Origin of the sequence: Pseudomonas sp. S12(2018) (genome assembly GCF_024355235.1) — a bacterium.
Lineage (GTDB): Bacteria > Pseudomonadota > Gammaproteobacteria > Pseudomonadales > Pseudomonadaceae > Aquipseudomonas > Aquipseudomonas palmensis.
Map to the genome: position 1 here is coordinate 356,971 of NZ_QLAD01000004.1, position 22,816 is coordinate 379,786.

Below are 22,816 nucleotides of genomic sequence, written 5' to 3' on the forward strand. Positions count from 1 at the left end.
CTCAGAGGTTCTCGTAGCGGTTCATGTCGAGCACGCCGGCCTCCACCGGATCGGTCTGCTGGATGTAGCGGCTCAGGTCATGAAAGTACTGCCAGAACTGCGGGTGGCTGCGGCGCACGCCCCAGCGCATGACGATGCGCTCGAAGCGGGCCGGATCGTCCCGCGCCGCCTCCATGTCCTCGACCCACTCGGGCACGTCGCTGGCCGGAATGTTGAACATGAAGTTGGGGTAGCTGCTCATCACCCCCGGGTAGAGGGTCAGGGTGTCCAGCCCCGGCTGGTAGCGGTAGGCCTCGCCGAGCATGAAGGCCACGTTGCTGTGGGCGCGGTTGCGCAGCAGGCTGTAGACCTTGCGCTGGCCGCCCTGCCCTTCGATGCGCAGCATGGTCGCCTCGGGCAACTGGCCGATCACCTTGAGCCCGGCCGCCGGGCGCGAGGCCAGCCGGCTCAGGGCCTGCTCCACGTCACGGAACTCCTCGCTGCCGGGCAGCGAGCAGTACGCGCCCTGGCAGCGGTTGATCGGGTCAGGCGCGGCGTTCAGGCTGCCGGTGCGCTCCACCAGCTTGAGGCCGAAGTCGCGCTTGGGGTCGCGCGGGTCGAGCTTGAGGGCGGTCGGGGTCTTGCTGTCGATCGCCTCGTAGTCCAGCCACATCTTGACCTTGCCGCTGTTCTGGTACCAGTCGCCGAGGATGTCGCTGCGCTGCTTGGCCGGCATCAGGCGCAGGAAGTTGACCTCGGCCCCGTTGCGGATCAGGTCGAAGTACAGGCGCGTCTGCGCCTGGTGCGAGACGTTGCCGTACACGTCGAAATTCACCGCCAGCTGGTAATAGGTGCGCTCGAACAGCGGGTAGTCGAACAGCCACAGGGTCTTGGGCACATCACCGATCAGGCCCTTGCTCACCGAGGCGCTGTCGAAGTGGCGGAAGATGGTCAGCAAGGCATTGTCGTTGCCGGCCCACAGGCTCGACCAGCTCGGTGGCGGCAGGTCGGCATAGGCGTCGCGGCGCAGTTTTTCGTACTCGTTGCGCTTGTCGCGGTAGGCGTGCCACAGGGTCAGGATGCTGCCCACGTCGTCGATCTGACCGGGCATCGCCAACAGGGGCGTGGCCTTGCCGCGGTACTCGGCATCGGTGATGTAGCGGTCGTGGGCCGGCTCCTGGAACAGGGTCCAGAAGTTGTCGCGGATCACGTCGGTGGCGATCTGCCCACGGCATACCGGGCCGCGAATGAAGGTGCGCACGAAGTACTCGGCGTTATCGAGCATGAACTGGTAGCGCGCTATCGCCGGGATCGCCTCGAAGGTCTCGAACGGGTTGGCGCGGTGGCGCGGGCCGTAGCCGGGCAAGGCCGTGGCATGCCAGTCGCCGCTGTAGAACAGCTGCTTGACGCGCTTGAGCTTGTTCGGCCCCATCGGGTAGGTGATGTGGGTCTTGTGCACGATCACGCCCTGCACGGGCATCAGGCGGTAGTAGAAGTCGGTGCCGGGCGGATCGTTGGGGCGGCGTGTGGCGATCAGGTCGATCGGCTGGCCGCTGGGCGTGCGCGAGCGCACCCACTGGAAGAAGTGGCCCTGCTCGCCGCCGACAAAGTAGATGTGCGCCAGGAACAGGTGCTCGTACAGCCAGCGCCCCACCAGCGCCTCGGTGGACCCGGGGCGGTTGAGCAGCGCCTCCCACTCGGTGATCTGCGCGGCCTCGCTGGCACTTGGCTGGATCGGGTTGTACTCCACCGGCGCACCGGCGGCGAACCAGCGCTGCAGGGTCTGGTACTCGGCATCGGTAAGGCCGGTGACGGCCAGCGGCATGCCCTCCCTGGGGTGGGCGCCGGCGTAGGCGTCGAACTCGCCGGGCAGCGGGCACATGTTGTTGCGGTTGAGCCCCAGCACGATCTCCTCGGGCAGCTTGGCATTGGGGGTGAGCGGCGTGTTGTGGCCCAGCTCGAGCATGCGCGCCATCAGCGCGGCCTGGCTGCCCTGGCTGTCGAGCACCGAACTGAAGCCCTTGCGCTGCCAGGCCTCGACGCTGTGCGCGTCGTAGAACAGCCGGGTCGGCGCGACCGCCGTACTGCGGTCGCCCTGATACACAGGCACCTTGGAGGCACCGCGCGCGGCGCCCTCGGCACTGCCCAGGTTCAGCTGGCAGGCCGCGTCGTTGCAGGCATGGCAGGCAACGCACTTCTCGGTGAAGATCGGTTGGATGTCCCGGGTATAGGAAATAGCCGGGCTTGTGACGGGGGCTTGTCCGAGCGCCGCGCCGCTGATGAGCAGTGCGAAGGCGCCGGCAAGTAAACGATGCACCATGTGCCGAATGTCCTGGGTATTGATAGCTTCACGATTCTACCGGTGGCGGCAGCGTGCCAACATGAATCAAATTCATGCAAACCGGCAACACGCCTAAAAACCGCGCAGGTTTGTTATTATTCCGCAACTTTTGTATTTGCCCGACCAGGTAGTCCTATGTCTGACCGCAGCGCCCGTTACCAAGCACTTCAGCAAGCCCTCAAAGAGCGCATACTGATCCTCGATGGCGGCATGGGTACTATGATCCAAAGCTACCGCCTGGAGGAACACGACTATCGTGGCACGCGCTTTGCCGACTGGCCTAGCGACGTCAAGGGTAACAACGACCTGCTGCTGCTTTCGCGCCCCGACGTGATCGCGGCCATCGAGAAAGCGTACCTGGATGCCGGCGCCGACATCCTCGAAACCAACACCTTCAACGCCACCCAGGTATCCCAGGCCGACTACGGCATGGAATCGCTGGTGTACGAACTCAACGTGGAAGGTGCGCGCATCGCCCGCCAGGTGGCCGATGCCAAGACCCTCGAGACCCCCGACAAGCCGCGCTTCGTCGCCGGGGTGCTGGGCCCCACCAGCCGGACCTGCTCGATCTCCCCGGATGTCAACGACCCCGGCTACCGCAACGTCACCTTCGACCTGCTGGTGGAAAACTACATCGAGGCCACCCGCGGCCTGATCGAGGGTGGCGCCGACCTGATCCTGATCGAGACCATCTTCGACACCCTCAATGCCAAGGCGGCGATCTTCGCCGTGCAGCAGGTGTTCGAGGACGACGGCATCGAGCTGCCGATCATGATCTCGGGCACCATCACCGACGCCTCGGGCCGTACCCTCTCGGGCCAGACCACCGAGGCGTTCTGGAACTCGGTACGCCACGCCAACCCGATCTCGGTGGGCCTGAACTGCGCACTGGGCGCCAAGGACCTGCGCCCCTACCTCGAAGAGCTGTCGAACAAGGCCGGCACCCACGTTTCGGCGCACCCCAACGCCGGCCTGCCGAACGCCTTCGGCGAGTACGACGAGACCCCGGCCGAAACCGCCGCGGTGATCGAAGAGTTCGCCGCCAGTGGGTTTCTGAACATCATCGGCGGTTGCTGCGGCACCACCCCGGGGCATATCCAGGCCATCGCCGAGGCAGTGGCCAAGTACCCGCCACGGGCGATCCCCGAGATTCCCAGGGCCTGCCGCCTGTCGGGCCTGGAGCCGTTCACCATCGACCGCAGCTCGCTGTTCGTCAACGTCGGCGAACGCACCAACATCACAGGTTCCGCCCGCTTCGCGCGGCTGATCCGTGAAGAGAACTACACCGAGGCGCTGGAAGTGGCCCTGCAGCAGGTCGAGGCCGGCGCCCAGGTGATCGACATCAACATGGACGAAGGGATGCTCGATTCCCAGGCGGCCATGGTCAAGTTCCTCAACCTGATCGCCGGCGAACCCGACATCTCCCGGGTGCCGATCATGATCGACTCCTCCAAGTGGGAAGTGATCGAGGCCGGCCTCAAGTGCATCCAGGGCAAGGGCATCGTCAACTCGATCTCGATGAAGGAAGGTGTCGAGGCGTTCAAGCACCATGCCCGCCTGTGCAAGCGCTACGGCGCCGCCGTGGTGGTGATGGCCTTCGACGAGGTCGGCCAGGCCGATACCGCCGCCCGCAAGCGCGAGATCTGCAAGCGCAGCTACGACATCCTGGTCGATGAGGTGGGCTTCCCGCCCGAAGACATCATCTTCGACCCGAACATCTTCGCCGTGGCCACCGGCATCGAGGAACACAACAACTACGCGGTGGACTTCATCGAGGCCTGTGCCTACATCCGCGACCACCTGCCGTATGCACTGACCTCCGGCGGGGTATCCAACGTGTCGTTCTCGTTCCGTGGCAACAACCCGGTGCGCGAGGCGATCCACTCGGTGTTCCTCTACCACGCGATCCAGAACGGCCTGACCATGGGCATCGTCAACGCCGGCCAGCTGGAGATCTACGACGAGATCCCGGCGCTGCTGCGCGAGAAGGTCGAGGACGTGGTGCTCAACCGCACCCCCGACGGCACCGATGCGCTGCTGGCGATTGCCGACGACTACAAGGGCGGCGGCGCGGTCAAGGAGGTCGAGAACGAGGAGTGGCGTTCGCTGCCGGTGGACAAGCGCCTCGAGCACGCCCTGGTCAAGGGCATCACCGCGTTCATCGTCGAGGACACCGAGGAGTGCCGCCAGCAGTGCGCGCGCCCCATCGAGGTGATCGAGGGGCCGCTGATGAGCGGCATGAACGTGGTGGGCGACCTGTTCGGCGCAGGCAAGATGTTCCTGCCCCAGGTGGTCAAGTCGGCGCGGGTGATGAAGCAGGCGGTGGCTCACCTGATCCCGTTCATCGAACTGGAAAAAGGCGACAAGCCCGAGGCCAAGGGCAAGATCCTGATGGCCACGGTCAAGGGCGACGTGCACGACATCGGCAAGAACATCGTCGGCGTGGTGCTCGGCTGCAACGGCTACGACATCGTCGACCTGGGCGTGATGGTACCGGCCGAGAAGATCCTGCAGGTGGCGCGCGAGCAGAAGTGCGACATCATCGGCCTGTCGGGGCTGATCACCCCGTCGCTGGACGAAATGGTGCACGTGGCCCGCGAGATGCAGCGCCAGGACTTCCACCTGCCGCTGATGATCGGGGGGGCAACCACCTCCAAGGCGCATACCGCGGTGAAGATCGAGCCCAAGTACAGCAACGACGCGGTGGTCTACGTGACCGACGCCTCGCGTGCGGTGGGCGTGGCCACGCAGTTGCTGTCCAAAGAGCTCAAGCCGGCCTTCGTGCACAAGACCCGCGAGGACTACGTGGAGGTGCGCGAACGCACCGCCAACCGCAGCGCGCGCACCGAGCGCCTGAGCTATGCGCAGTCGATCGAGGCCAAGCCGAAGTACGACTGGTCTGCCTACCAGCCGGTGGCACCGACCTTTACCGGTACCCGCGTGCTGGAGAACATCGACCTCAAGGTGCTGGCCGAGTACATCGACTGGACGCCGTTCTTCATCTCCTGGGACCTGGCTGGCAAGTACCCGCGCATCCTCAACGACGAGGTGGTGGGCGAAGCGGCCACCGCCCTGTTCGCCGATGCACAGGAAATGCTGGCCAAGCTGATCGACGAGAAGCTGATCAGTGCCCGCGCGGTGTTCGGCTTCTGGCCGGCCAACCAGGTGGCGCACGACGACATCGAGGTGTACGGCGATGACGGCCAGCCCCTGGCCCTGCTGCACCACCTGCGCCAGCAGACGATCAAGCCCGACAGCAAGCCCAATTTCTGCCTGGCCGACTTCGTGGCGCCCAAGGACAGCGGCATCACCGACTACGTGGGCGGCTTCATCACCACCGCCGGCATCGGCGCCGAGGAAGTGGCCAAGGCCTACCAGGACAAGGGCGACGACTACAGCTCGATCATGGTCAAGGCCCTGGCCGACCGCCTGGCCGAGGCCTGCGCCGAGTGGCTGCACGAGCAGGTGCGCAAGGAGTACTGGGGCTATGCCAAGGACGAGCACCTGGACAACGAGGCGCTGATCAAGGAGCAGTACGCGGGTATCCGCCCTGCCCCGGGCTACCCGGCGTGCCCGGACCACACCGAGAAGGAAACCCTGTTCCGCCTGCTCGACGGCACGGCGATCGGCGAGACCGGCCCGAGCGGCGTGTTCCTCACCGAGCACTTCGCGATGTTCCCGGCGGCGGCGGTCAGCGGCTGGTACTTTGCCCACCCGCAGGCGCAGTACTTTGCCGTGGGCAAGGTCGACAAGGACCAGGTCCAGAGCTACACCGCGCGCAAGGGGCAGGACCTGGCGGTAACCGAGCGCTGGCTGGCGCCCAACCTGGGGTACGACAACTAAGCGCTGGTGAGGCAAGGGTCTACACTGAGCTGAAGCCTTTTACAGGAGCAGATCATGGAAGACCCGGCCGAACACAAACCGCCGACCTTCTGGCAAATGCTGCACAGCGTGCTGGCTGCAGCCTTTGGCGTGCAGACCGGCAAGAACCGCGCCCGCGACTTCACCCACGGCAAGCCCGCGCACTTCATTGCGCTGGGCACGGCCTTCACGCTGGTGTTCATCCTGGTGCTGATAGGGCTGGTTCAGCTGGCGATGCACCTGACGGCACGCTGAATCTGTTCTGCCCCCATCGCGGGTCAAGCCCGCTCCCACACGGGCATTGCTGACCCGCGGTAGGCCGCAATCGACCTTCAGGGCTCCAGCCCGATCCCGCGCAGTATCACACTGGTCACCGTCTGCAACGCCCGCTCGAACTGCGGTTCGCTCAGCGGCTGGTGCGCGTTGAGCAGGTTCACCTGGTGGCTGAAGTCGGCATAGTGCTGGGTCGAGGCCCAGATCATGTACAGCAGCCCCGAGGGCTCCACCGGCAGAATCCGCCCGTCCTCGACCCACTGGCGAATCTTGCCCTCCTTGAGCTTGGCCCATCCGTACAGGCTGTCATCCAGCGCCGCCCCCAGGTGCGGCGCACCGTGGATGATCTCGTTCGCCCACACCTTGGAACCGTGCGGGCGGGTCCAGGAATGGTTCATCTTGGCGCGGATATAGGTGCTGAGCACGATGCGCGGGTCATCGTAGAGCTCGAAACACAGGGCGTCCTGCTTCCACACTTCCAGCAAGCCGAACAGCACCGCCTGGTACAGCTCGGCCTTGGTGCTGAAGTAATAGTGCACGTTGCTGCGCGGCAGCGCGGCGGCCTCGGCGATGTCGGCCATGGCCGTGCCGGCGAAGCCCTTCTCGGCAAAGACCTTTTCTGCTGCCAGCAGGATGCTGTCGACATTGCGTTGGCGAATGCTGTGCTTGTGCGCGGCCATGGGCGGGTCCGTTGCGGATGACCCTGCAAGGCTACCACCGCCAGGGCGATTCGTGCCGCACGCTCAAAAAAGTTGTGCCGCGGGCGGTGTTTTTCAGCGCCGTGCGCTGTCCGATACTGCGCATCACGGCATTACATCCCAAAGAAGAGGACGCACTCCATGACTATTCCCCTGCTCGGCCTGGGCACCTTCCGGCTCAAGGACCAGGTGGTCATCGACTCGGTCAGCCAGGCCCTCGAACTGGGCTATCGGGCCATCGACACCGCGCAGATCTACGGCAACGAGGCCGACGTCGGGCACGCCATCGCCGCCAGCGGCGTTGCACGCAACGAGCTGTTCCTGACCAGCAAGATCTGGACCGAGAACCTGGGCGCCGACAAGCTGATCCCCAGCCTGAAAGAGAGCCTGCACAAGCTGGGCACCGACTATCTGGACCTGACCCTGATCCATTGGCCGTCGCCCAAGGGCGCCGTGCCGGTGGCCGAGTTCATGGGCGCCCTGCTCGAAGCGAAGCGCCAGGGCCTGACCCGCCAGATCGGCGTGTCCAACTTCACCATCGCCTTGCTGCGTCAGGCCATCGAGGTGGTGGGCGCCGAACAGATCGCCACCAACCAGATCGAGCTGCACCCCTACCTGCAGAACCGCACGCTGGTGGATTTCATGCACGAACAGGGCATCGCGGTGACCTCCTACATGACCCTGGGCTATGGCAAGGTGCTGCACGATCCGCTGATCCAGCAGATCGCCGAACGCCATGGCGCCACCCCGGCGCAGGTGGCCCTGGCCTGGGCGATGCAGCTGGGCTATGCGGTGATCCCCTCCTCGACCCGGCGTGAAAACCTGGCCAGCAACCTGAAGGCAGCGCAGCTGCGCCTGAGCGAACAGGACATGGCGCAGATTGCCGGCCTGGACAAGGGCGAGCGCCTGGTCGACCCCGAGTCGCTTGCACCCGCCTGGGACTGATCAACCGCGGTCGGTGCACACCTTGGCCAGTTTCAGGTACTGCACGGTGTGCTGCCGGCCGGCAGAGTCCACGTAGGTCATGTACGCCTTCACCACGTCGCAGACCTCGGTGGCCGGCTCGTCCAGTTGCACCACGCGCGCCACGTCCAGTGGCATGCCGTACTGATAGACCGTGGTTGTCTGGGCCTGGGCGGCACCGGCCAGCAACAGCGCCAGGGGCAGCAGCATTCGCAGCGTCATGACAGTTCTCCCGTGAAATGGAAGGCACGCCCGGCACCGGCGCGCGCCGACCCTTTCAGTGTGGTGCCATGCCTGCCCTGGCGTCGCTTTCGCGGATCAACGGCATGCCCATCGCCTGTGCATAGCCGCTGGGAGCGAAGCGCCAGGTCACCAGCAGCATCAGCAGCACCGTCACGCTCAGCAGCAGCCAGGAGGCCTGGAAGTCGCCGCTGACGTCGCGCAACCAGCCGGTGACGTAAGGCACGATGCCGGTGATGATGAAGCCCACGCCCTGCACGAACGCCGCCAGCGCCCCCGCACTGGCGGGGGCCTTGAGGTGTTCGAGGGTCAGCGTGAGGCTGAGGCTGAAGCACGCGCCCAGGCCGAAGCCGATCAGGGCCACCCATAGCCCGGCGATTGCCGGGGCCAGCAGCAGGCCGAAAAAGCCTGCCAGTTGCACGGTCAACGCCAGCCACAGGCCGGGGCGCCGATCCACCAGGCGACGCAGCAGCAAGGGCAGCCCGAGGGCGCCGGCCACCTGGAACACGGTCATCAGCCCCACCAGCTCGCCACCGCCCTGGGCACTGCCGCCGACCTGCTGGTAGTAGGCCGGCAGCCACGCCACCATGCTGGTGTAGCCACCATTGATCAGCCCGAAATAGACCGCCAGCAGCCATGCCCGACGGCTGCCGAACAGGTGCCCGCTGGCACCTGCGCCGCCGACCGCCGCTTCGAGCTGCGGGCGCACCCAGGCCCATACCGCGAACGCCAGCAAGGCCGGCAACAGCCAGATGCCCAGGCCTGCCTGCCAGTGCGAGAACTGCTCGGCCACCCGCGGCCCGAGCACGGCGGCGGCCCCGCCGCCGCTCATCAGGGCTGCCGAATACACACCCATGGCCATGGCCAGGCGGTGAGGAAACCAGCGGTTGACCAGCCCCGGCATCAGCGCCTGAATGCAGGCCACCCCAAGCCCGGCCAATGCTGCGCTGGCGATCAGCGCAGCGGCGGAGTCGAGGGTCAGGCGCCAGGCGCAGGCCAGCGCGATGGCGGCCAGCCCGGCGAGCATCGCGCCCTGCTCGCTGACCCAGCGGCGCAACCAGGGTTGCAGCAAGGGCACCAGCCCCATGCACAGCACGGGCAAGGCGGTCAGCAGCGCGGCCTGCTGGTAGCCGATGCCGGTGCTCTGGCGGATGGCCTCCAGCAATGGGCCGATGCTGGTGAGGATGGGCCGCAGGTTCAGCGCCATCACCACCACCAGCAACAGCAGCAAGGTACTGCGAGCCTGCTCGCGCATCACCCCTGCACCTGCTGCCAGGCGGCGTACAGGCCCTGCTCGCCGGCTGGCTTCAGGGGTGCCAGGGGCAGCGACTGCTGCTGCGGCGGGCGTGCCATCTGCGCGTACACCGCTGCCGTCGACAGGCCATAGGGCTCGCCGTCTTCGTTGCTGTAGGCGAACCAGGCGCGCTCGATACCGCACAGGTGCATGGCAGCCAGGCACATCGGGCAGGGGTGGCCGGTGGCGTAGATTTCGCAGCCCTCCAGGCGCGGGCTGCCGAGTACCTGGCTGGCCAGGCGGATGGCCTGCAGTTCGGCGTGGGCGGTCGGGTCCTGGGTCAGGTGGATCTGGTTGACCGCCTCGGCGATCACCCGGCCCTGGTGCACCAGCACCGCCGCGAACGGGCGGCCGCCGGCCTGGATGTTCGCCCGGGCCAGCCCCAGCGCTTGCTGCATGAAATGTTCGTTGGCCATGGTCAGGCTCCTGTCAGGTTCAATGGGCATCGTGGGCCAGCAGCAACTCGACGATCCGCTGCTGGCCGCGTTCCCGGGCGTGCTGCAGGGGCGTCACGCCCTGGCGGTCGGCAAGGTTGACGTCGGCACCGGCGTCGATCAGCAGTTGCACGATGGCCTGGTGACGCGGGCCGCCATCGCTGAGCAGGATGGCTTCGAGCAGCCCGGTCCAGCCCAGCGAGTTCACGTGGTCGGGTGCAACGCCGGCGGCCAGCAGGCGGGCGACCACCTCGACATGGCCGCGCTCGCATGCGGGGATCAGCGCCGTGCCGCCATAGCGGTTGGTGCTCTTGAGGTCCGCGCCATGGGCCAGGGTCATCTCCAGAATCTGCAACTGGCCTTCGGCGCCGGCCAGCAGATACGGGCTGTCGTGCATCCAGTTGCTGGCGTTGACGTCAGCGCCGGCGTCGATCAACCGGCGCGCCGCCGCCACATGCCCACCGGCAGTGGCCAGCAGCAGCGGCGTATTGTTGCGCGAGTCGCGCTGATCGACGTCGGCGCCCTGGGCCAGCAAGGCGCCGACGCGGGTGGGGTTGCCGCTGGCGGCGGCTTCGAGCAAGGTGTCGGCCGCCCCGGCGGCCCCGGCGATGCCGAGGCTGGCGCACAGCCCGGCAACCCCGTACATCCAGTGTCTGAGCAATGACATGGCGCCTCCTTTGGTGCAATGAAGCGGGATTATCCGAGGCTTGGGGTGTAGCATGAAATTAATTGATTTCATGCATACCAGTGGGTAATCGAATGCTTGACCCTGTACTGCTGCGCAGCTTCGTGACCGTGGTGGAAACCGGCAATTTCACCCGCGCCGCCGAGCGCCTGCACCTGACCCAGTCGACCATCAGCCAGCAGATTATCCGGCTGGAGCAGCACCTGGGGGTGCGCCTGCTGGATCGCAGCCAGCGCCAGGTGTGGCCGACCGAAGACGGCGAGCGCCTGCTGGGGTATGCCCGGCGCCTGCTGCGCCTGGACGAAGAGGCGCGCCAGGCGTTCAGCCCGGTGCAGGCGCAACGGGCGCTACGCCTTGGGGTGCCGGAAGACCTGGCCGGGGAAGTGCTGACCGAGCCATTGAGCCGGTTCATCGGCGAGCGCCCGCATGTGCGCCTGGAGGTCGAGAGCGGGCTGAGCAGCCCGCTGCTGCGCCTGTACCGTGATGGCGAGCTGGACTTGCTGCTGGTCAAGCAATGGGGTGCGGACCGCGACCGCCATGCCGGCTGGCACGAGCCGTTGTCGTGGGTGTGCAGTGCCGGGCAGACGCAGCTGGCCGACCCGGTGCCGCTGGTGGTGTTTCCGGTGGGGGCGCTGTACCGGCAGGAAATGATCAATGCGCTGGAGGCCCGTGGGCGCAGCTGGCGTATCAGCTATTCGAGCACCAGTCTGGCCAGCCTGGGGGCGGCGGTGAGTGCGGGGTTGGGCGTGAGCCTGATACCGACCCGCAGCGTGTTGCCGACCCATCGGGTGCTGGGTGAGGCGCAGGGGTTTACCCCGGTCCAGGGCCTGGAGCTGGCGTTGTACGGGCGCAAGGGGCTGGATGCCGATGGCCTGGCGCTGCGCGAGCTGCTACAGGCCCTGTGCGAGCAGCGCGCAGGGTATCGAGGGGGCCAGCCCCCTACTCCCCCGCCACCCGCGCCCGGTAGCTCCCCGGGCTCTCCCCCGTCCATTTCTTGAACGCGCGATGAAACGCGCTGGGCTCCTGGAAGCCGGTCTGCTCGGCAATCTGCGCCACGCTCAACACACCATCGCGCAAGCATTCGAACGCCAGTGCACGGCGCACCTCGTCTTTGATCTGCTGGTACGAACACCCTTCACGCTCCAACTGCCGGCGAAAACTGCTCGGGCTCAGGCCCTCGGCTGCCGCCATGCCCAGCAAGGTTGGCCACTGCCCGTACTGACGCCCGCGCAGATGCCGGTATACCCGCGCCGCCAATCCGTTCTGGTTGCGGTAGCGCACCACCAGCCACTGCGGCGCACTGCGCAGGAAGGTCTTGAGCGCACCCAGGTCCTGCACCACCGGCAAGCGCAGGTAGTGCGCCGAGAACTCGACCTGGGTGCGGCCACTGCCCAACTGCAGGTTCGGCCCCCACAGCAACGCGTCGTCCTCCAGCACCGCACGCCCGTCACGCAGTTCGGTACGGTCGATGGCGATGCGCCGCCCCCCCAGCCAGCACAGCAGGCTGACCACCAGCACCAGGAAAGTCTCCTCGGCATATACCCGCGTCTGCGCATCGTCGAAATGCGACTCCAGGCTGATCACCGCACGCTGCCCGCGCACCACCAGGCGCCCGCGCACGTCACGCAGGAACAGGCCGAAGTTGCTCAGGCACTGGCGCAAGGCCTTTTCCAGCGTCGGCTCCTGGATCAGCCCACGGCAGATCAGGGCGAAACTGCCCAGCGGCATGCCGTGGCTGTCGAGGTTGAAGAATTCGTCGCCCAGGTCTTCAATGAGCAGCAGCCACAGCCGTGCGAACGCCTTGGCCGGCACCCGTGCATCGGGTGCGTCCACCACTGCCGGGGCGATGCCCGCCTGCACCAGCAACGCACTGGCGCGCGCCGGCTGTTGGCGCAGTGTGTGCAGCATGATGTGCACGAAGTACACCGCGACCGAATCGTTTTCCCGCATGACTGTTTCCGCTATGCAGCGTAAGAATATGGCAAAAAGTGCCAGCCTCGCTGGGCAGTTATGGCATAGGCCCAGGCGTGACCTTTGCCTAGACTCGAACCCATCCCGAGCGTGGCCCCGGGCGCCATTCTGGCAGAGCCAGGCAGCGCCCCGCCACGCTTTCGCACACTGGAGTCGCGTATGAACACCCCGCAAATCTATGTAGTGAGCGCCGTTCGCTCGGCCATCGGCACCTTCGGCGGCTCGCTCAAGGACCTGCCCCTGGCCGACCTGGCCACCCAGGTGACCCGCGCCGCCATCGAACGCTCCGGCATTGCCCCCGAACAGATCGGCCACATGGTCATGGGCAACGTGATCCCCACCGAGCCGCGTGACGCGTACCTTGGCCGCGTGGCTGCGATGAACGCCGGCGTGCCCAAGGAAACCCCGGCATTCAACGTCAACCGCCTGTGCGGCTCGGGCCTGCAGGCCATCGTCTCGGCCGCGCAGAGCCTGCTGCTGGGCGAGGCCGAGGCGGTGATTGCCGCCGGCGCCGAATCCATGAGCCGCGGCCCGTACCTGCTGCCGCAGGCGCGCTGGGGCGCGCGCATGGGTGACCTGAAGGGTGTCGACTACATGCTGGGCATTCTGCAGGACCCGTTCGAAGGCTTTCACATGGGCATCACCGCCGAGAACGTGGCGGCGAAAAACGGCATCACCCGCCAGATGCAGGACGAGGTGGCCCTGACCAGCCAGCAGCGCGCCGCCCGCGCCATCGCCGAAGGCCGCTTCACCAGCCAGATCGTGCCCATCGAGATCCCGAGCCGCAAAGGTCCGGTACGTTTCGAGGTGGACGAGCATGTGCGTGGCGATGTGAGTGCCGAGCAACTGGCCGGCATGAAGCCTGCCTTCAAGAAGGACGGCACCGTCACCGCCGGCAACGCCAGCGGCCTCAACGACGGCGCCGGCGCCCTGGTGCTGGCCACCGGCGAAATGGTCGAGCGCCTGGGCTTGCGCCCGCTGGCGCGCCTGGTGGCCTATGCACATGCAGGCGTCGAGCCCGAGCTGATGGGCCTGGGCCCGGTGCCGGCCACGCGCAAGGTGCTGGAAAAGGCCGGCCTGAGCGTCGCCGACCTGGACGTGATCGAGTCCAACGAAGCCTTCGCTGCCCAGGCCTGCGCCGTGTCGCGGGAACTGGGCCTGGACCCCGAAAAGGTCAACCCCAACGGCTCGGGCATTTCCCTGGGCCACCCGGTGGGAGCCACCGGGGCCATCATCGCCACCAAGGCGATCCATGAGCTGCAACGTATCCAGGGCCGCTACGCGCTGGCCACCATGTGCATCGGCGGCGGTCAGGGTATCGCCGTCGTGTTCGAACGTGTTTGAGTCGGAGTTAACCGTGAGTATTGAAAACATCGCCGTGATCGGCGCCGGCACCATGGGCAACGGGATTGCCCAGGTGTGTGCAGTGGCCGGCTACCAGGTCACCCTGATCGACGTGTCCGAGGCCGCGCTGGAGCGTGGCCTGGCCACCCTGCGCAAGAACCTGGAGCGCCAGGTCAGCAAGCAGACCCTGCAGGCCGAACAGGCCGAGGCAGCCCTGACGCGCATCGCCACCAGCACCGACTACGCGCAGCTCAAGGGCGCGCAGCTGGTGATCGAGGCAGCCACCGAGAACCTCGCCCTGAAGGTGAAGATTTTGCAGCAGGTGGCCGCCAGCGTGGCCGACGACTGCGTCATCGCCACCAACACCTCGTCGCTGTCGATCACCCAGCTGGGCGCATCGGTGAGCCAGCCCGAACGTTTCATCGGCGTGCACTTCTTCAACCCGGTGCCGATGATGGCGCTGGTCGAGATCATTCGCGGCCTGCAGACCAGCGACGCCACCTACGCCAGCGCCATGGCCCTGACCGAGCGCGTGGGCAAGACCGCCATCAGTGCCGGCAACCGCCCGGGCTTCGTGGTCAACCGCATCCTGGTGCCGATGATCAACGAGGCAATCATGGTGCTGCAGGAAGGCCTGGCCAGCGCCGAGGACATCGACACCGGCATGCGCCTGGGCTGCAACCAGCCCATCGGCCCGCTGGCCCTGGCCGACCTGATCGGCCTGGACACGCTGCTGGCGATCATCGAGTCGTTCCACGACGGCTTCAACGACAGCAAGTACCGCCCCGCTGCCCTGCTCAAGGAAATGGTCGCCGCCGGCTACCTGGGGCGCAAGAGCGGCCGCGGTTTCTTCACCTACTGAGGTACGGGCATGCCGCAGACCTGCGCCGAACGTTGCGCCAACTTTGAAGAACGTCGGGACAAGGCACTCGAACTCTTTGCGGTCAAGGGGTTCGGCCAGGTCAGCATGCGTGAACTGGCCAGCCACCTGGGGCTGACGGCGGGCTCGCTGTATCACCATTTCCCGAGCAAGCAGCACCTGCTGTTCGACCTGATCGAAGAGCTGTTCGAGGAGTTGCTGGCCACCCTGCAGCCCCATGGGCGCGGCAAGCCCGAGGCCACGGCGTTGAGCCGGGTGATAAAGGCACACTGGGCGCTGCATGCCGAGCGCCCGTTGCAGTTTCGCCTGGCCGAACGTGACCTGTGCTGCCTGAGCGAGGAACAACAGGCACGCATCGCCCAGCTGCGCCGTGAATACGAAACCCGCCTGTTGCAGCTGATCGCCCCTCACGCGGCCCTGCCGCCGCCGGCCCGGGAGGCGACCGGCCATGTCATCGCCACGCTGCTCAACAGCCTGCCCGGCTGGTTGCAGGCCTCACCGCTGGGGCAGCCACAACGCCTGGCGCTGATGGAAAACATGCTGCTGGGGGCGATAGAGCGCACCCTGCAGACTGGTGCGCTGGACGCTGCCGCTTGAACTCACGCCAACGTCAGGCCTATTTCAGGAGTTCCTGAATCTGGTCGCGCAGGCTGTCCAGGTCGAACGGCTTGGCCAGGATCGGTGCCTTGAACGCGATCGGGCTGCCCGACTCACGGATCTCCGCCGGGTAGCCACTGATGAAGATCACCTTCAGGTCCGGGCGCAGCTTGACCGCAGGTTCGGCGATCTGTACCCCTGAAATGCCGCCCGGCAGGCGGAAGTCGGTCACGATAAGGTCCAGGTGCGGCTTGCTGGCCAGGATCTTGAATGCCTGCTCGCCATCTTCGGCCACCAGCACGTGATAGCCCTCGCCTTGAAGATAGTCCTTCAGGATCATGCGAATGACCGGTTCGTCTTCGACGACCAGTACTACATCTTGCGCATCTTCACTCATGCCAATGCCTTCAACTCGTATTTGATTCATGGGGGATCGCTATACGACCCCGGCCTCACGCAGAGGTTGCCTGCTGCGCGCCACTTTCTTGCGGGCTGCGTACCAGTGGCAGGCGCACGCTGAATGTCGCGCCCTGGCCCTCGGTACTGCTGACCGTGATGCTGCCGCCATGGGCCAGCACGATCTGTTCGGAAATATACAGGCCCAGCCCCAGGCCGGCACTGCTCTGGTTGGAGCATACCCGCTCGAACTGCTGGAAGATGCGCTGCTGGTTCTCGGCACTGATGCCGATGCCATGGTCGCGCACCTGCACGCAGGCCATGCCCTGTTCCTCGAACACGCGCACCTGCACCGGCGACTTGGCGCCATAGCGCAGGGCGTTGGTGAGCAGGTTGGCGATCACCTGCTCGATACGAAACTCGTCCCAGTAGCCGACCAGTTCGGCGCCGGCCTGCAGGCTGATGCTCGAGTCGACCGCAGCCGCCTGGGCGGCGAAGTTCTCGACCAGGCCACTGACCAGCTGGCACAGGTCGAACGATGCGGGCCGGATCGACAGCTTGCCGGTACGGATGCGCGACACGTCGAGCATGTCTTCGATCAGCCGGATCAGGCTGTTGATCTGGCGCTCGTCACGCTCGACCATGGCGTGCATCTTGTCCAGGGTGAAGGCATCGGCGTTGTTGCGCGCCAGGTGCAGCTTGCGCAGCTGGGTCTCCAGTATCAGACCGTTGAGCGGTGTGCGCACCTCGTGGGAGACGATCGACATGAAGTCGTCGCGCATGCGTACCGCGTGCTCCAGTTCGCTGCGCGTGACCTGCAGCTGCGCCAGCAGCAGCTCCTGCTCCTGGCGGCTGCGCTCCAGGGCCTCCAGCTGCTGGCCGAGGGCCTTGCGCTGGCGGTACAGGTCGATGAACACCGCCACCTTGCTCTTCACCGCCTGGGTGTCCAGCGGCTTGTGCAGGAAGTCCACCGCGCCGCTCTCGTAGCCCTTGAAGGCGTAGTTCATCTCGCGCGCCGCAGCGCTCACGAACACGATGGGAATGTTCTTGGTCTTTTCCGTACCGCGCATCATCTCGGCCAGTTCGAAACCGTTCATTCCGGGCATCTGGACGTCGAGGATGGCCAGCGCGAACTCGTGCTCGAGCAACAGCGACAACGCATGGTCGGCCGATTGCGCCTGGTACACGTTGCGGTCCGGCCCCTTGATCAGCGCCTCGAGCGCCAGCAGGTTTTCCGGCAGGTCGTCGACGATCAGCAGGTTTGCTTGGATATGGCTTAGCATGCACGTGGTTCCAGCTTGGCGAGCAATTGCCCGATGCCATTCAATGGGAGTATGTGGTCGGGCCGGTGCAGCGCCAGCGCCGCCTCGGGCATGACCGCGACTTGCGCCTCATGCGGGTCCTGAATCAGGGTAGTACCGCCGTGCTCCTTGATGCGCGCCAGCCCGCGCGCACCGTCTTCGTTGGCGCCGGTCAGCAACACGCCGACCAGGCCGTCGCCATAGGCATCGGCGGCCGACTCGAAGAGGATGTCGATCGAGGGCCGGGAAAAGTGCACGCGGTCCTCCTGGCTCAGGGACAGGCTGCGGTCACGCTCCACCGACAGGTGATAGCCGGGGCCGGCCACGTAGATCATCCCCGGCACCACGCTTTCCTTGTCGCGGGCCTCCTGCACGGGGCGCTGCAAGCGGCGGCTGAAGACTTCGGCCAGCTGGCTGTGGCGGTCGTCGGGCAGGTGCAGCACGCACAGCAGCGCAATCGCGTAGTCGGCGGGCAAGGCGGCAAACACCGTGAGCAGCGCCGACACGCCCCCGGCTGAAGCCCCCACCACGATCGCATCGGTGCCTTTCATGACTTTCGGTAGATCCGTTCTGGCTTGACCAGCGCGTCGAAGCGGTTGGCGTAAGCGGAAAAATCCAGGGTTTCCTTGCTGCCCAGCACCAGAAAGCCACGGTGGCACAGCGAGTCGTGAAACAGGCCGAAGGCCCGGTCCTGCAGGGTCTTGTTGAAGTAGATGAGCACGTTGCGGCACGAGATCAGCTGGGTTTCGGAGAACACGCTGTCGGTGGCCAGGCTGTGGTCGGCGAAGGTCACGTTTTCGCGCAGGCTGCTGTCGATGATCGCGTTGCCATAGGCGGCAGTGTAGTAGTCGCTGAAGGCCCGGCGCCCGCCGGCCTTCTGGTAGTTCTCGGTGTACTCGCGCATGTTCTGCATCGAGTAGATGCCCTGCTTGGCCTTTTCCAGCGAGCTGGGGTTGATGTCGGTGGCGTAGATGATGGTGCGTTCGAGCAACCCTTCTTCGCGCAGCAGGATGGCCATGGAGTAGACCTCCTCGCCCGTGCTGCAGCCGGCAATCCAGATCTTGATCGAGGGCCAGGTCTTGAGGTGCGGCACCACCTCCTCGCGCAGCGCGAGGAAGTGACCGGGGTCGCGAAACATCTCGCTCACCGGGATGGTGAGGTACTGCAGCAACTGCATGAACACGCTCGGGTCGTGCAGCACCCGTTCCTGCAGGGCCGACACCGTGGCACATTCGAACTGGCGCACGGCATGCAGCACCCGGCGCTTGATCGAAGCGCCGGAATAGTCGCGAAAGTCGTAGCTGTACTTGAGGTAGATCGCCTCGATCAGCAGCCGGATTTCAATGTCGGTGTTACGTTCGATACTCAAATTCGCTCCAGTTGCGGCAGCCATACCCGAATCAGGGAGAACAGCCGGTCCAGCTCTATCGGCTTGGCCAGGTAGTCGTTGGCGCCGGCCTGCAGGCAGCGCTCCTGGTCATCCTTCATGGCCTTGGCGGTGACGGCGATGATCGGCAGCTTGCGCCAGCGCGGGTCCTTGCGAATGCGCCGTGTGGCTTCATAGCCGTCCATCTCCGGCATCATCACGTCCATCAGCACCAGGTCGATATCGCTGACCTGCTCGAGTTTTTCGATGGCCTCGCGGCCATTGCGACCGATCTCCACGATCGCGCCCTTGTGCTCCAGCGCACTGGTGAGGGCGAAGATGTTGCGCACGTCGTCGTCCACCAGCAGGATCTTGCGCCCCTCGAACACCTTGTCGCGGCTGCGCGCGGTCTTGAGCATGCGCTGACGTTCATGGGACAGCGTGGACTCGACTTTGTGCAGAAACAGCGTGACTTCATCCAGCAACCGCTCGGGTGAACGCGCGCCCTTGATGATGATCGAGCGCGAGTACTTGAGCAGGTCGGCCTCTTCGTCGCGGGTCAGGTTGCGCCCGGTGTAGACGATCACCGGCGGGAACGAGCGGATATCGTCGGCGGTCATGCGCTTGAGCAGCTCGTTGCCGAGCATGTCGGGCAGCTTGAGGTCGATGATCATGCAGTCGTAGATGTTCTCGCGCAGCAGCTCCAGGGCTTCCTGGGCCATGCCCACCGCGGTGATCTTGATGTCTTCGTCGCCGATCAGGCGGGCGATGCTTTCGCGCTGCAGGTCATCGTCTTCCACCAGCAGGATGTGCTTGAGCTTCTGGGTCAGCTTGGCTTCCAGGCGGCCGAACACGGCCTTGAGCTCCTCGCGGCTGGTGGGCTTGACCGCATAGCCGATCGCGCCCATGTGCATGGCCGCCTCGACACGGTCCTCGACCGAGATGATGTGCACCGGTATGTGCCGGGTGGACGCCTGCTCCTTGAGCCGCTGCAGCACGGTTAGGCCGGAATGGTCGGGCAGGCGCATGTCCAGCAGGATGGCGTCGGGGATGTAGCTGGCCGCCAGTTCGAAGCCTTCGTCGGCGGCCTGGGCCACCAGGCAGCTGTAGCCCAGTTCGTGGGCCAGGTCGAAGAGGATGCGGGCAAAGTTGGGCTCGTCCTCGATCACCAGGATGCAGCGGTTGCTGAACGGTGCCAGGTGACGGTCGTCGGCGAAGCTGGCCGCCGGGCGCGGGGCTTCGGCGGCCGGCAGCACGACGGGGGCCGCCACGGGCAACGGCGCGGCGGCGCGGGCCACCAGTGCCAGCGGCTGCGCCTCGACGCTCGGCTCGTACGACTCGGGCAGTATCAGGCTGAACACGCTGCCCTGGCCCAGTTGGCTTTCGACACGGATCTGGCCGCCCAGCAACTGCGCCAGGTCACGGGAAATCGACAGCCCCAGGCCCGTGCCGCCGTAGCGCCGGTTGGTGGTGCCGTCGGCCTGGTGGAAGGCTTCGAAGATGCTCTGCTGCTGGTCGTCGGCAATGCCGATGCCACTGTCGCGCACCGAGAACACGATGCCGGTGCCGGCCTGATAGCCGATGGTCAGCGCCACCTGGCCGCGCTCGGTGAACTTCAGCGCGTTGGACAGCAGGTTCTTGAGGATCTGCTCCAGGCGCTGGCGATCGGTGAACAGGGTGGCCGGCACCTGCGGCTCGACGGTGACGCTGAAGGCCAGCTGCTTCTGCTGCGCCAGCGGCTCGAACAGGCTGCGCAGGCCTTCGGCCATGCGGCTGATGTGGGTGGTTTCGGCGCGTACATCGAGCTTGCCGGCCTCGACCTTGGCGATGTCGAGAATGTCGTTGATCAGGTTGAGCAGGTCGTTGCCGGCCGAATAGATCGACTCGGCGAACTTGACCTGCTCGGCGCTGAGGTTGTCCTGCGGGTTCTCGGCCAGCAGCTTGGCCAGGATCAGCGAGCTGTTGAGCGGGGTGCGCAGCTCGTGGGACATGTTGGCGAGGAATTCGGACTTGTACTTGCTCGAGCGCTGCAGTTCCTCTGCACGCTCCTGCAACTCGACCTGCACCCGGTTCAGCTCGCCGTTCTTGCGGTCCAGCGCATCGCGCTGCTCGGCCAGCGCGTCGGTACGCTCGGCCAGTTGCTCGTTGGTCTGCTCCAGCTCGGCCTGCTGCGTCTCCAGATGGGCCTGGGACTCCTTGAGCACCCGGGACTGTTCCTCGAGCTCTTCGTTGGCGGTCTTGAGCTCTTCCTGCTGCACCTGCAGCTCTTCGTTGAGCTGCTGGGTTTCGGCCAGCACTTCCTGCAGGCGCTGGCGATAGCGCGCACTCTCGATGGAGGTGCCCAGGTTGTCGGCCAACCGCTCGAGAAACTCGATGTCGCGGTCCTCCACTGCACGCAGAAAGCCCAGCTCGACCACGCCATTGACCTGGCCGTCGTTGATCGCCGGAATCACCAGCACGTTGCGCGGGCACCCCTCGCCCAGCCCGGAGCTGACCTTGAAGTAGTCCTGCGGCACCTCGTCCAGGCGCATCAGGCGACGCTGCGCCACGGCCTGGGCAAGGATGCCCTCCTGGGCGCCGACGACCTGCTCCTGCCCCTGCTGCTCGCGGGAGAAGCCGTAGCTGGCCACGCGGCGCAGGCTGCCATGCTCGTCGCGCACGTACACGGCCGCCACCACGCTGCCCAGGTAATGGGCGAAGAACTGCAGGATGTTGTTGCCCAGCATCGGCAGGGTCAGTTGCCCCAGCACCTGCTCGGCCAGACGCGATTGCCCGGCGCGCTGCCAGGCCTGCTGTTCGAGGCGCTCGGCAGCGCGCTGCTGGGCCTCCAGGTTGGCCGCGTAGTTGCTGGACAGGTTGAGCAGGTCGCGGCGGCCGATGTAGGCCAGCAATGCGCTGAGCAGCACCACGAAGGCCAGGTAAAGGGAAATGGACCACTTCGTGGTGTTGCTGACCTGATCGTTGCGGGCAAGACGCAGCTGTTGCTCCATCGCGACGAAATCGTCGAACTCCTTGCGGATCTCGTCGGTCAGGCGCTTGCCCTGACCGAGCTTGATGGGCGTGCGGTAGTCGTCGTTGGCGCGGCGCAGGGCGATCATGTCCTTGCCGAAGTTGTTCCAGGCGGCCTGCAGGGCTTGCAGGCGGCTCAGGCGGTCGACCTGCTGCGGGTTGTCGGCCACCAGTTCCTTGAGCGTCTCGAGTTCGGCCTGTATGCGTGGCTTGGCCACTTCATAGGGGTCGAGGAACTGCTCGTCGCCAGTGAGCAGGAACCCGCGCATGCCGGTTTCCATGTCGATGGACAGCTTGACCGCCTCGTTGGCGTTGTTGATCACCCGGTCGGTGTGGGCGACCCACTGGATGACCGACAGCAGGTAGGCAATCACGGCGACGAAAACCACCGCACTGATCAGACCGACCCCCAGGGGCAGGCCGATGTTGCGGCTCAGCAGCTTGCGAAAGCTCTGCTGATCGGTCGAGGCTGGTTGACTCATTGGAAAGGCCCGAGCAAGTAGACGAACGAAAGAGTGTGACGGATTTTCGAGCAATTGTTCCAGTTTTCCGCCAGTTCAATGCCCGCAGCGTGGCGCCGTGCCCGTGTTGGCCGGGCATCGAGCCCGTATTTGAGCCAGTGCTGCGCCAAACGTTCCCTGTTTGGCCAGAGCCCGCTATGCTCACTGGCTGGTACGTTTGACGATCCAGGGAACTAAGCACCGCGTGCTGTTTACAGATAGTGTGTCACCCATTTTCACAGGATCCTGCCATGCCCGATAATCACCCTCTTCTGGTCGTCGAAGACGACGCCATCGTGCGCATGCTGATGGTGGATGTGCTCGATGAACTGGGTTACCAGGTGGTGGAGGCCAAAGATGCCGAACAAGCGCTGCAAGTGCTGGGCAACCCGGACAAACCCCTTGCCCTGATGATGACCGATGTCGGCTTGCCCGACATGGACGGCAAGCAACTGGCGGGCAAGGCCCGCGAACTGCGGCCGCTGTTGCCCATCCTGTTCGCCAGTGGCTATGCCGACAGCTTCGATGTGCCCGAGGGCATGCACATGATCGGCAAGCCGTTCAGCATCGACCAGCTGCGCGACAAGGTGACCTCGATTCTGGCCCTCTAGGCGCGCCGGCTCCCGCACCGCTGTACCTGCGGGAGCCGGCCTGCCGCCGAAGAGGCCGAAACGGGTGGCCTGG

20 protein-coding genes are annotated in these 22,816 nt (G+C 65.7%); 8 read left to right on the forward strand and 12 right to left on the reverse strand.

Going from position 1 to position 22,816, the window contains the following annotated elements; all coding sequences use genetic code 11:
• Position 1 precedes the first annotated feature (1 nt).
• Entirely contained in the window at positions 2–2,299 is a 2,298-nt protein-coding gene (locus tag DN388_RS11905) for a fatty acid cis/trans isomerase (protein WP_054914322.1), read from the reverse strand.
• Positions 2,300–2,455: 156 nt separating this feature from the next.
• On the opposite strand from DN388_RS11905, the gene metH reads away from it, so the two are divergent.
• The gene (gene metH, locus DN388_RS11910) at positions 2,456–6,163 is read left to right on the forward strand and encodes a methionine synthase (protein ID WP_058540347.1); all 3,708 of its coding nucleotides are present in this window, start codon (positions 2,456–2,458) and stop codon (positions 6,161–6,163) included.
• Positions 6,164–6,217: 54 nt separating this feature from the next.
• Positions 6,218–6,436 carry a DUF2970 domain-containing protein gene (locus DN388_RS11915; protein WP_043864080.1) on the forward strand — a complete coding sequence of 73 codons (219 nt, stop codon included), beginning with the start codon at positions 6,218–6,220 and terminating at the stop codon, positions 6,434–6,436.
• 77 nt (positions 6,437–6,513) lie between these two features.
• Here the strand turns inward: DN388_RS11915 and DN388_RS11920 are convergent, their stop codons facing one another.
• Complete coding sequence (locus tag DN388_RS11920) at positions 6,514–7,134, reverse strand: TetR/AcrR family transcriptional regulator (RefSeq protein WP_043864081.1); 621 nt, start codon at positions 7,132–7,134, stop codon at positions 6,514–6,516.
• Positions 7,135–7,293: 159 nt separating this feature from the next.
• Between DN388_RS11920 and dkgB the strand changes: the two genes are divergently transcribed.
• On the forward strand, positions 7,294–8,097 hold the full coding sequence (gene dkgB, locus DN388_RS11925; RefSeq protein WP_043864082.1) for a 2,5-didehydrogluconate reductase DkgB: 804 nt from the start codon (positions 7,294–7,296) through the stop codon (positions 8,095–8,097).
• Here the strand turns inward: dkgB and DN388_RS11930 are convergent, their stop codons facing one another.
• Genes DN388_RS11930 through DN388_RS11945 form a run of 4 tightly spaced genes read right to left on the reverse strand, consistent with a single transcriptional unit; the run spans position 8,098 to position 10,729 of the window.
• Positions 8,098–8,337 (reverse strand): DUF2790 domain-containing protein, encoded by a 240-nt coding sequence (locus DN388_RS11930; protein WP_043864083.1) that lies wholly within the window; start codon positions 8,335–8,337, stop codon positions 8,098–8,100. It lies immediately after the preceding gene.
• 55 nt (positions 8,338–8,392) lie between these two features.
• Positions 8,393–9,610, reverse strand: coding sequence for a cyanate transporter (locus tag DN388_RS11935; RefSeq protein ID WP_236176164.1), 1,218 nt, complete (start codon positions 9,608–9,610; stop codon positions 8,393–8,395).
• On the reverse strand, positions 9,610–10,065 hold the full coding sequence (locus tag DN388_RS11940; protein ID WP_078481169.1) for a nucleoside deaminase: 456 nt from the start codon (positions 10,063–10,065) through the stop codon (positions 9,610–9,612). The genes DN388_RS11935 and DN388_RS11940 overlap by 1 nt, the downstream gene beginning before the upstream one ends.
• 19 nt (positions 10,066–10,084) lie before the next feature.
• Positions 10,085–10,729, reverse strand: coding sequence for an ankyrin repeat domain-containing protein (locus DN388_RS11945; RefSeq protein ID WP_043864086.1), 645 nt, complete (start codon positions 10,727–10,729; stop codon positions 10,085–10,087).
• A gap of 113 nt (positions 10,730–10,842) precedes the next feature.
• Between DN388_RS11945 and DN388_RS11950 the strand changes: the two genes are divergently transcribed.
• Positions 10,843–11,766, forward strand: a complete 924-nt coding sequence (locus tag DN388_RS11950; RefSeq protein ID WP_229590210.1) for a LysR substrate-binding domain-containing protein — start codon at positions 10,843–10,845, stop codon at positions 11,764–11,766.
• On the opposite strand, the gene DN388_RS11955 is transcribed toward DN388_RS11950, so the two are convergent.
• A complete protein-coding gene (locus tag DN388_RS11955; RefSeq protein WP_236176162.1) occupies positions 11,708–12,718 on the reverse strand; it encodes an AraC family transcriptional regulator in 1,011 nt (336 codons plus the stop codon). The genes DN388_RS11950 and DN388_RS11955 overlap by 59 nt on opposite strands.
• Before the next feature lie 180 nt (positions 12,719–12,898).
• Here DN388_RS11955 and DN388_RS11960 point away from each other — a divergent pair, with 180 nt between their 5' ends.
• From DN388_RS11960 to DN388_RS11970, 3 genes are read left to right on the forward strand one after another with little or no spacing between them, the layout of a single operon-like run.
• Positions 12,899–14,083, forward strand: a complete 1,185-nt coding sequence (locus DN388_RS11960; protein WP_043861759.1) for an acetyl-CoA C-acyltransferase family protein — start codon at positions 12,899–12,901, stop codon at positions 14,081–14,083.
• 13 nt (positions 14,084–14,096) lie between these two features.
• Complete coding sequence (locus DN388_RS11965; RefSeq protein ID WP_043861758.1) at positions 14,097–14,945, forward strand: 3-hydroxybutyryl-CoA dehydrogenase; 849 nt, start codon at positions 14,097–14,099, stop codon at positions 14,943–14,945.
• A 9-nt stretch (positions 14,946–14,954) separates the two neighbouring features.
• The gene (locus DN388_RS11970; RefSeq protein ID WP_078481178.1) at positions 14,955–15,560 is read left to right on the forward strand and encodes a TetR/AcrR family transcriptional regulator; all 606 of its coding nucleotides are present in this window, start codon (positions 14,955–14,957) and stop codon (positions 15,558–15,560) included.
• A 19-nt stretch (positions 15,561–15,579) separates the two neighbouring features.
• Here the strand turns inward: DN388_RS11970 and DN388_RS11975 are convergent, their stop codons facing one another.
• Genes DN388_RS11975 through DN388_RS11995 form a run of 5 tightly spaced genes read right to left on the reverse strand, consistent with a single transcriptional unit; the run spans position 15,580 to position 22,114 of the window.
• A complete protein-coding gene (locus DN388_RS11975) occupies positions 15,580–15,957 on the reverse strand; it encodes a response regulator (protein WP_043861756.1) in 378 nt (125 codons plus the stop codon).
• Between the two features lie 55 nt (positions 15,958–16,012).
• The gene (locus tag DN388_RS11980) at positions 16,013–17,239 is read right to left on the reverse strand and encodes a hybrid sensor histidine kinase/response regulator (protein WP_043861755.1); all 1,227 of its coding nucleotides are present in this window, start codon (positions 17,237–17,239) and stop codon (positions 16,013–16,015) included.
• Positions 17,233–17,808: a chemotaxis protein CheB gene (locus DN388_RS11985; protein WP_043861754.1), complete on the reverse strand. Its 576-nt coding sequence runs from the start codon at positions 17,806–17,808 to the stop codon at positions 17,233–17,235. The genes DN388_RS11980 and DN388_RS11985 overlap by 7 nt, the downstream gene beginning before the upstream one ends.
• Positions 17,805–18,626 (reverse strand): protein-glutamate O-methyltransferase CheR, encoded by an 822-nt coding sequence (locus tag DN388_RS11990; RefSeq protein WP_043861753.1) that lies wholly within the window; start codon positions 18,624–18,626, stop codon positions 17,805–17,807. The genes DN388_RS11985 and DN388_RS11990 overlap by 4 nt, the downstream gene beginning before the upstream one ends.
• Positions 18,623–22,114 (reverse strand): response regulator, encoded by a 3,492-nt coding sequence (locus tag DN388_RS11995; RefSeq protein ID WP_054914314.1) that lies wholly within the window; start codon positions 22,112–22,114, stop codon positions 18,623–18,625. Before DN388_RS11995 ends, DN388_RS11990 begins: the two co-directional genes overlap by 4 nt.
• Positions 22,115–22,383: 269 nt before the next feature.
• Between DN388_RS11995 and DN388_RS12000 the strand changes: the two genes are divergently transcribed.
• A complete protein-coding gene (locus DN388_RS12000; RefSeq protein WP_054914313.1) occupies positions 22,384–22,743 on the forward strand; it encodes a response regulator in 360 nt (119 codons plus the stop codon).
• Positions 22,744–22,816 lie beyond the last annotated feature (73 nt).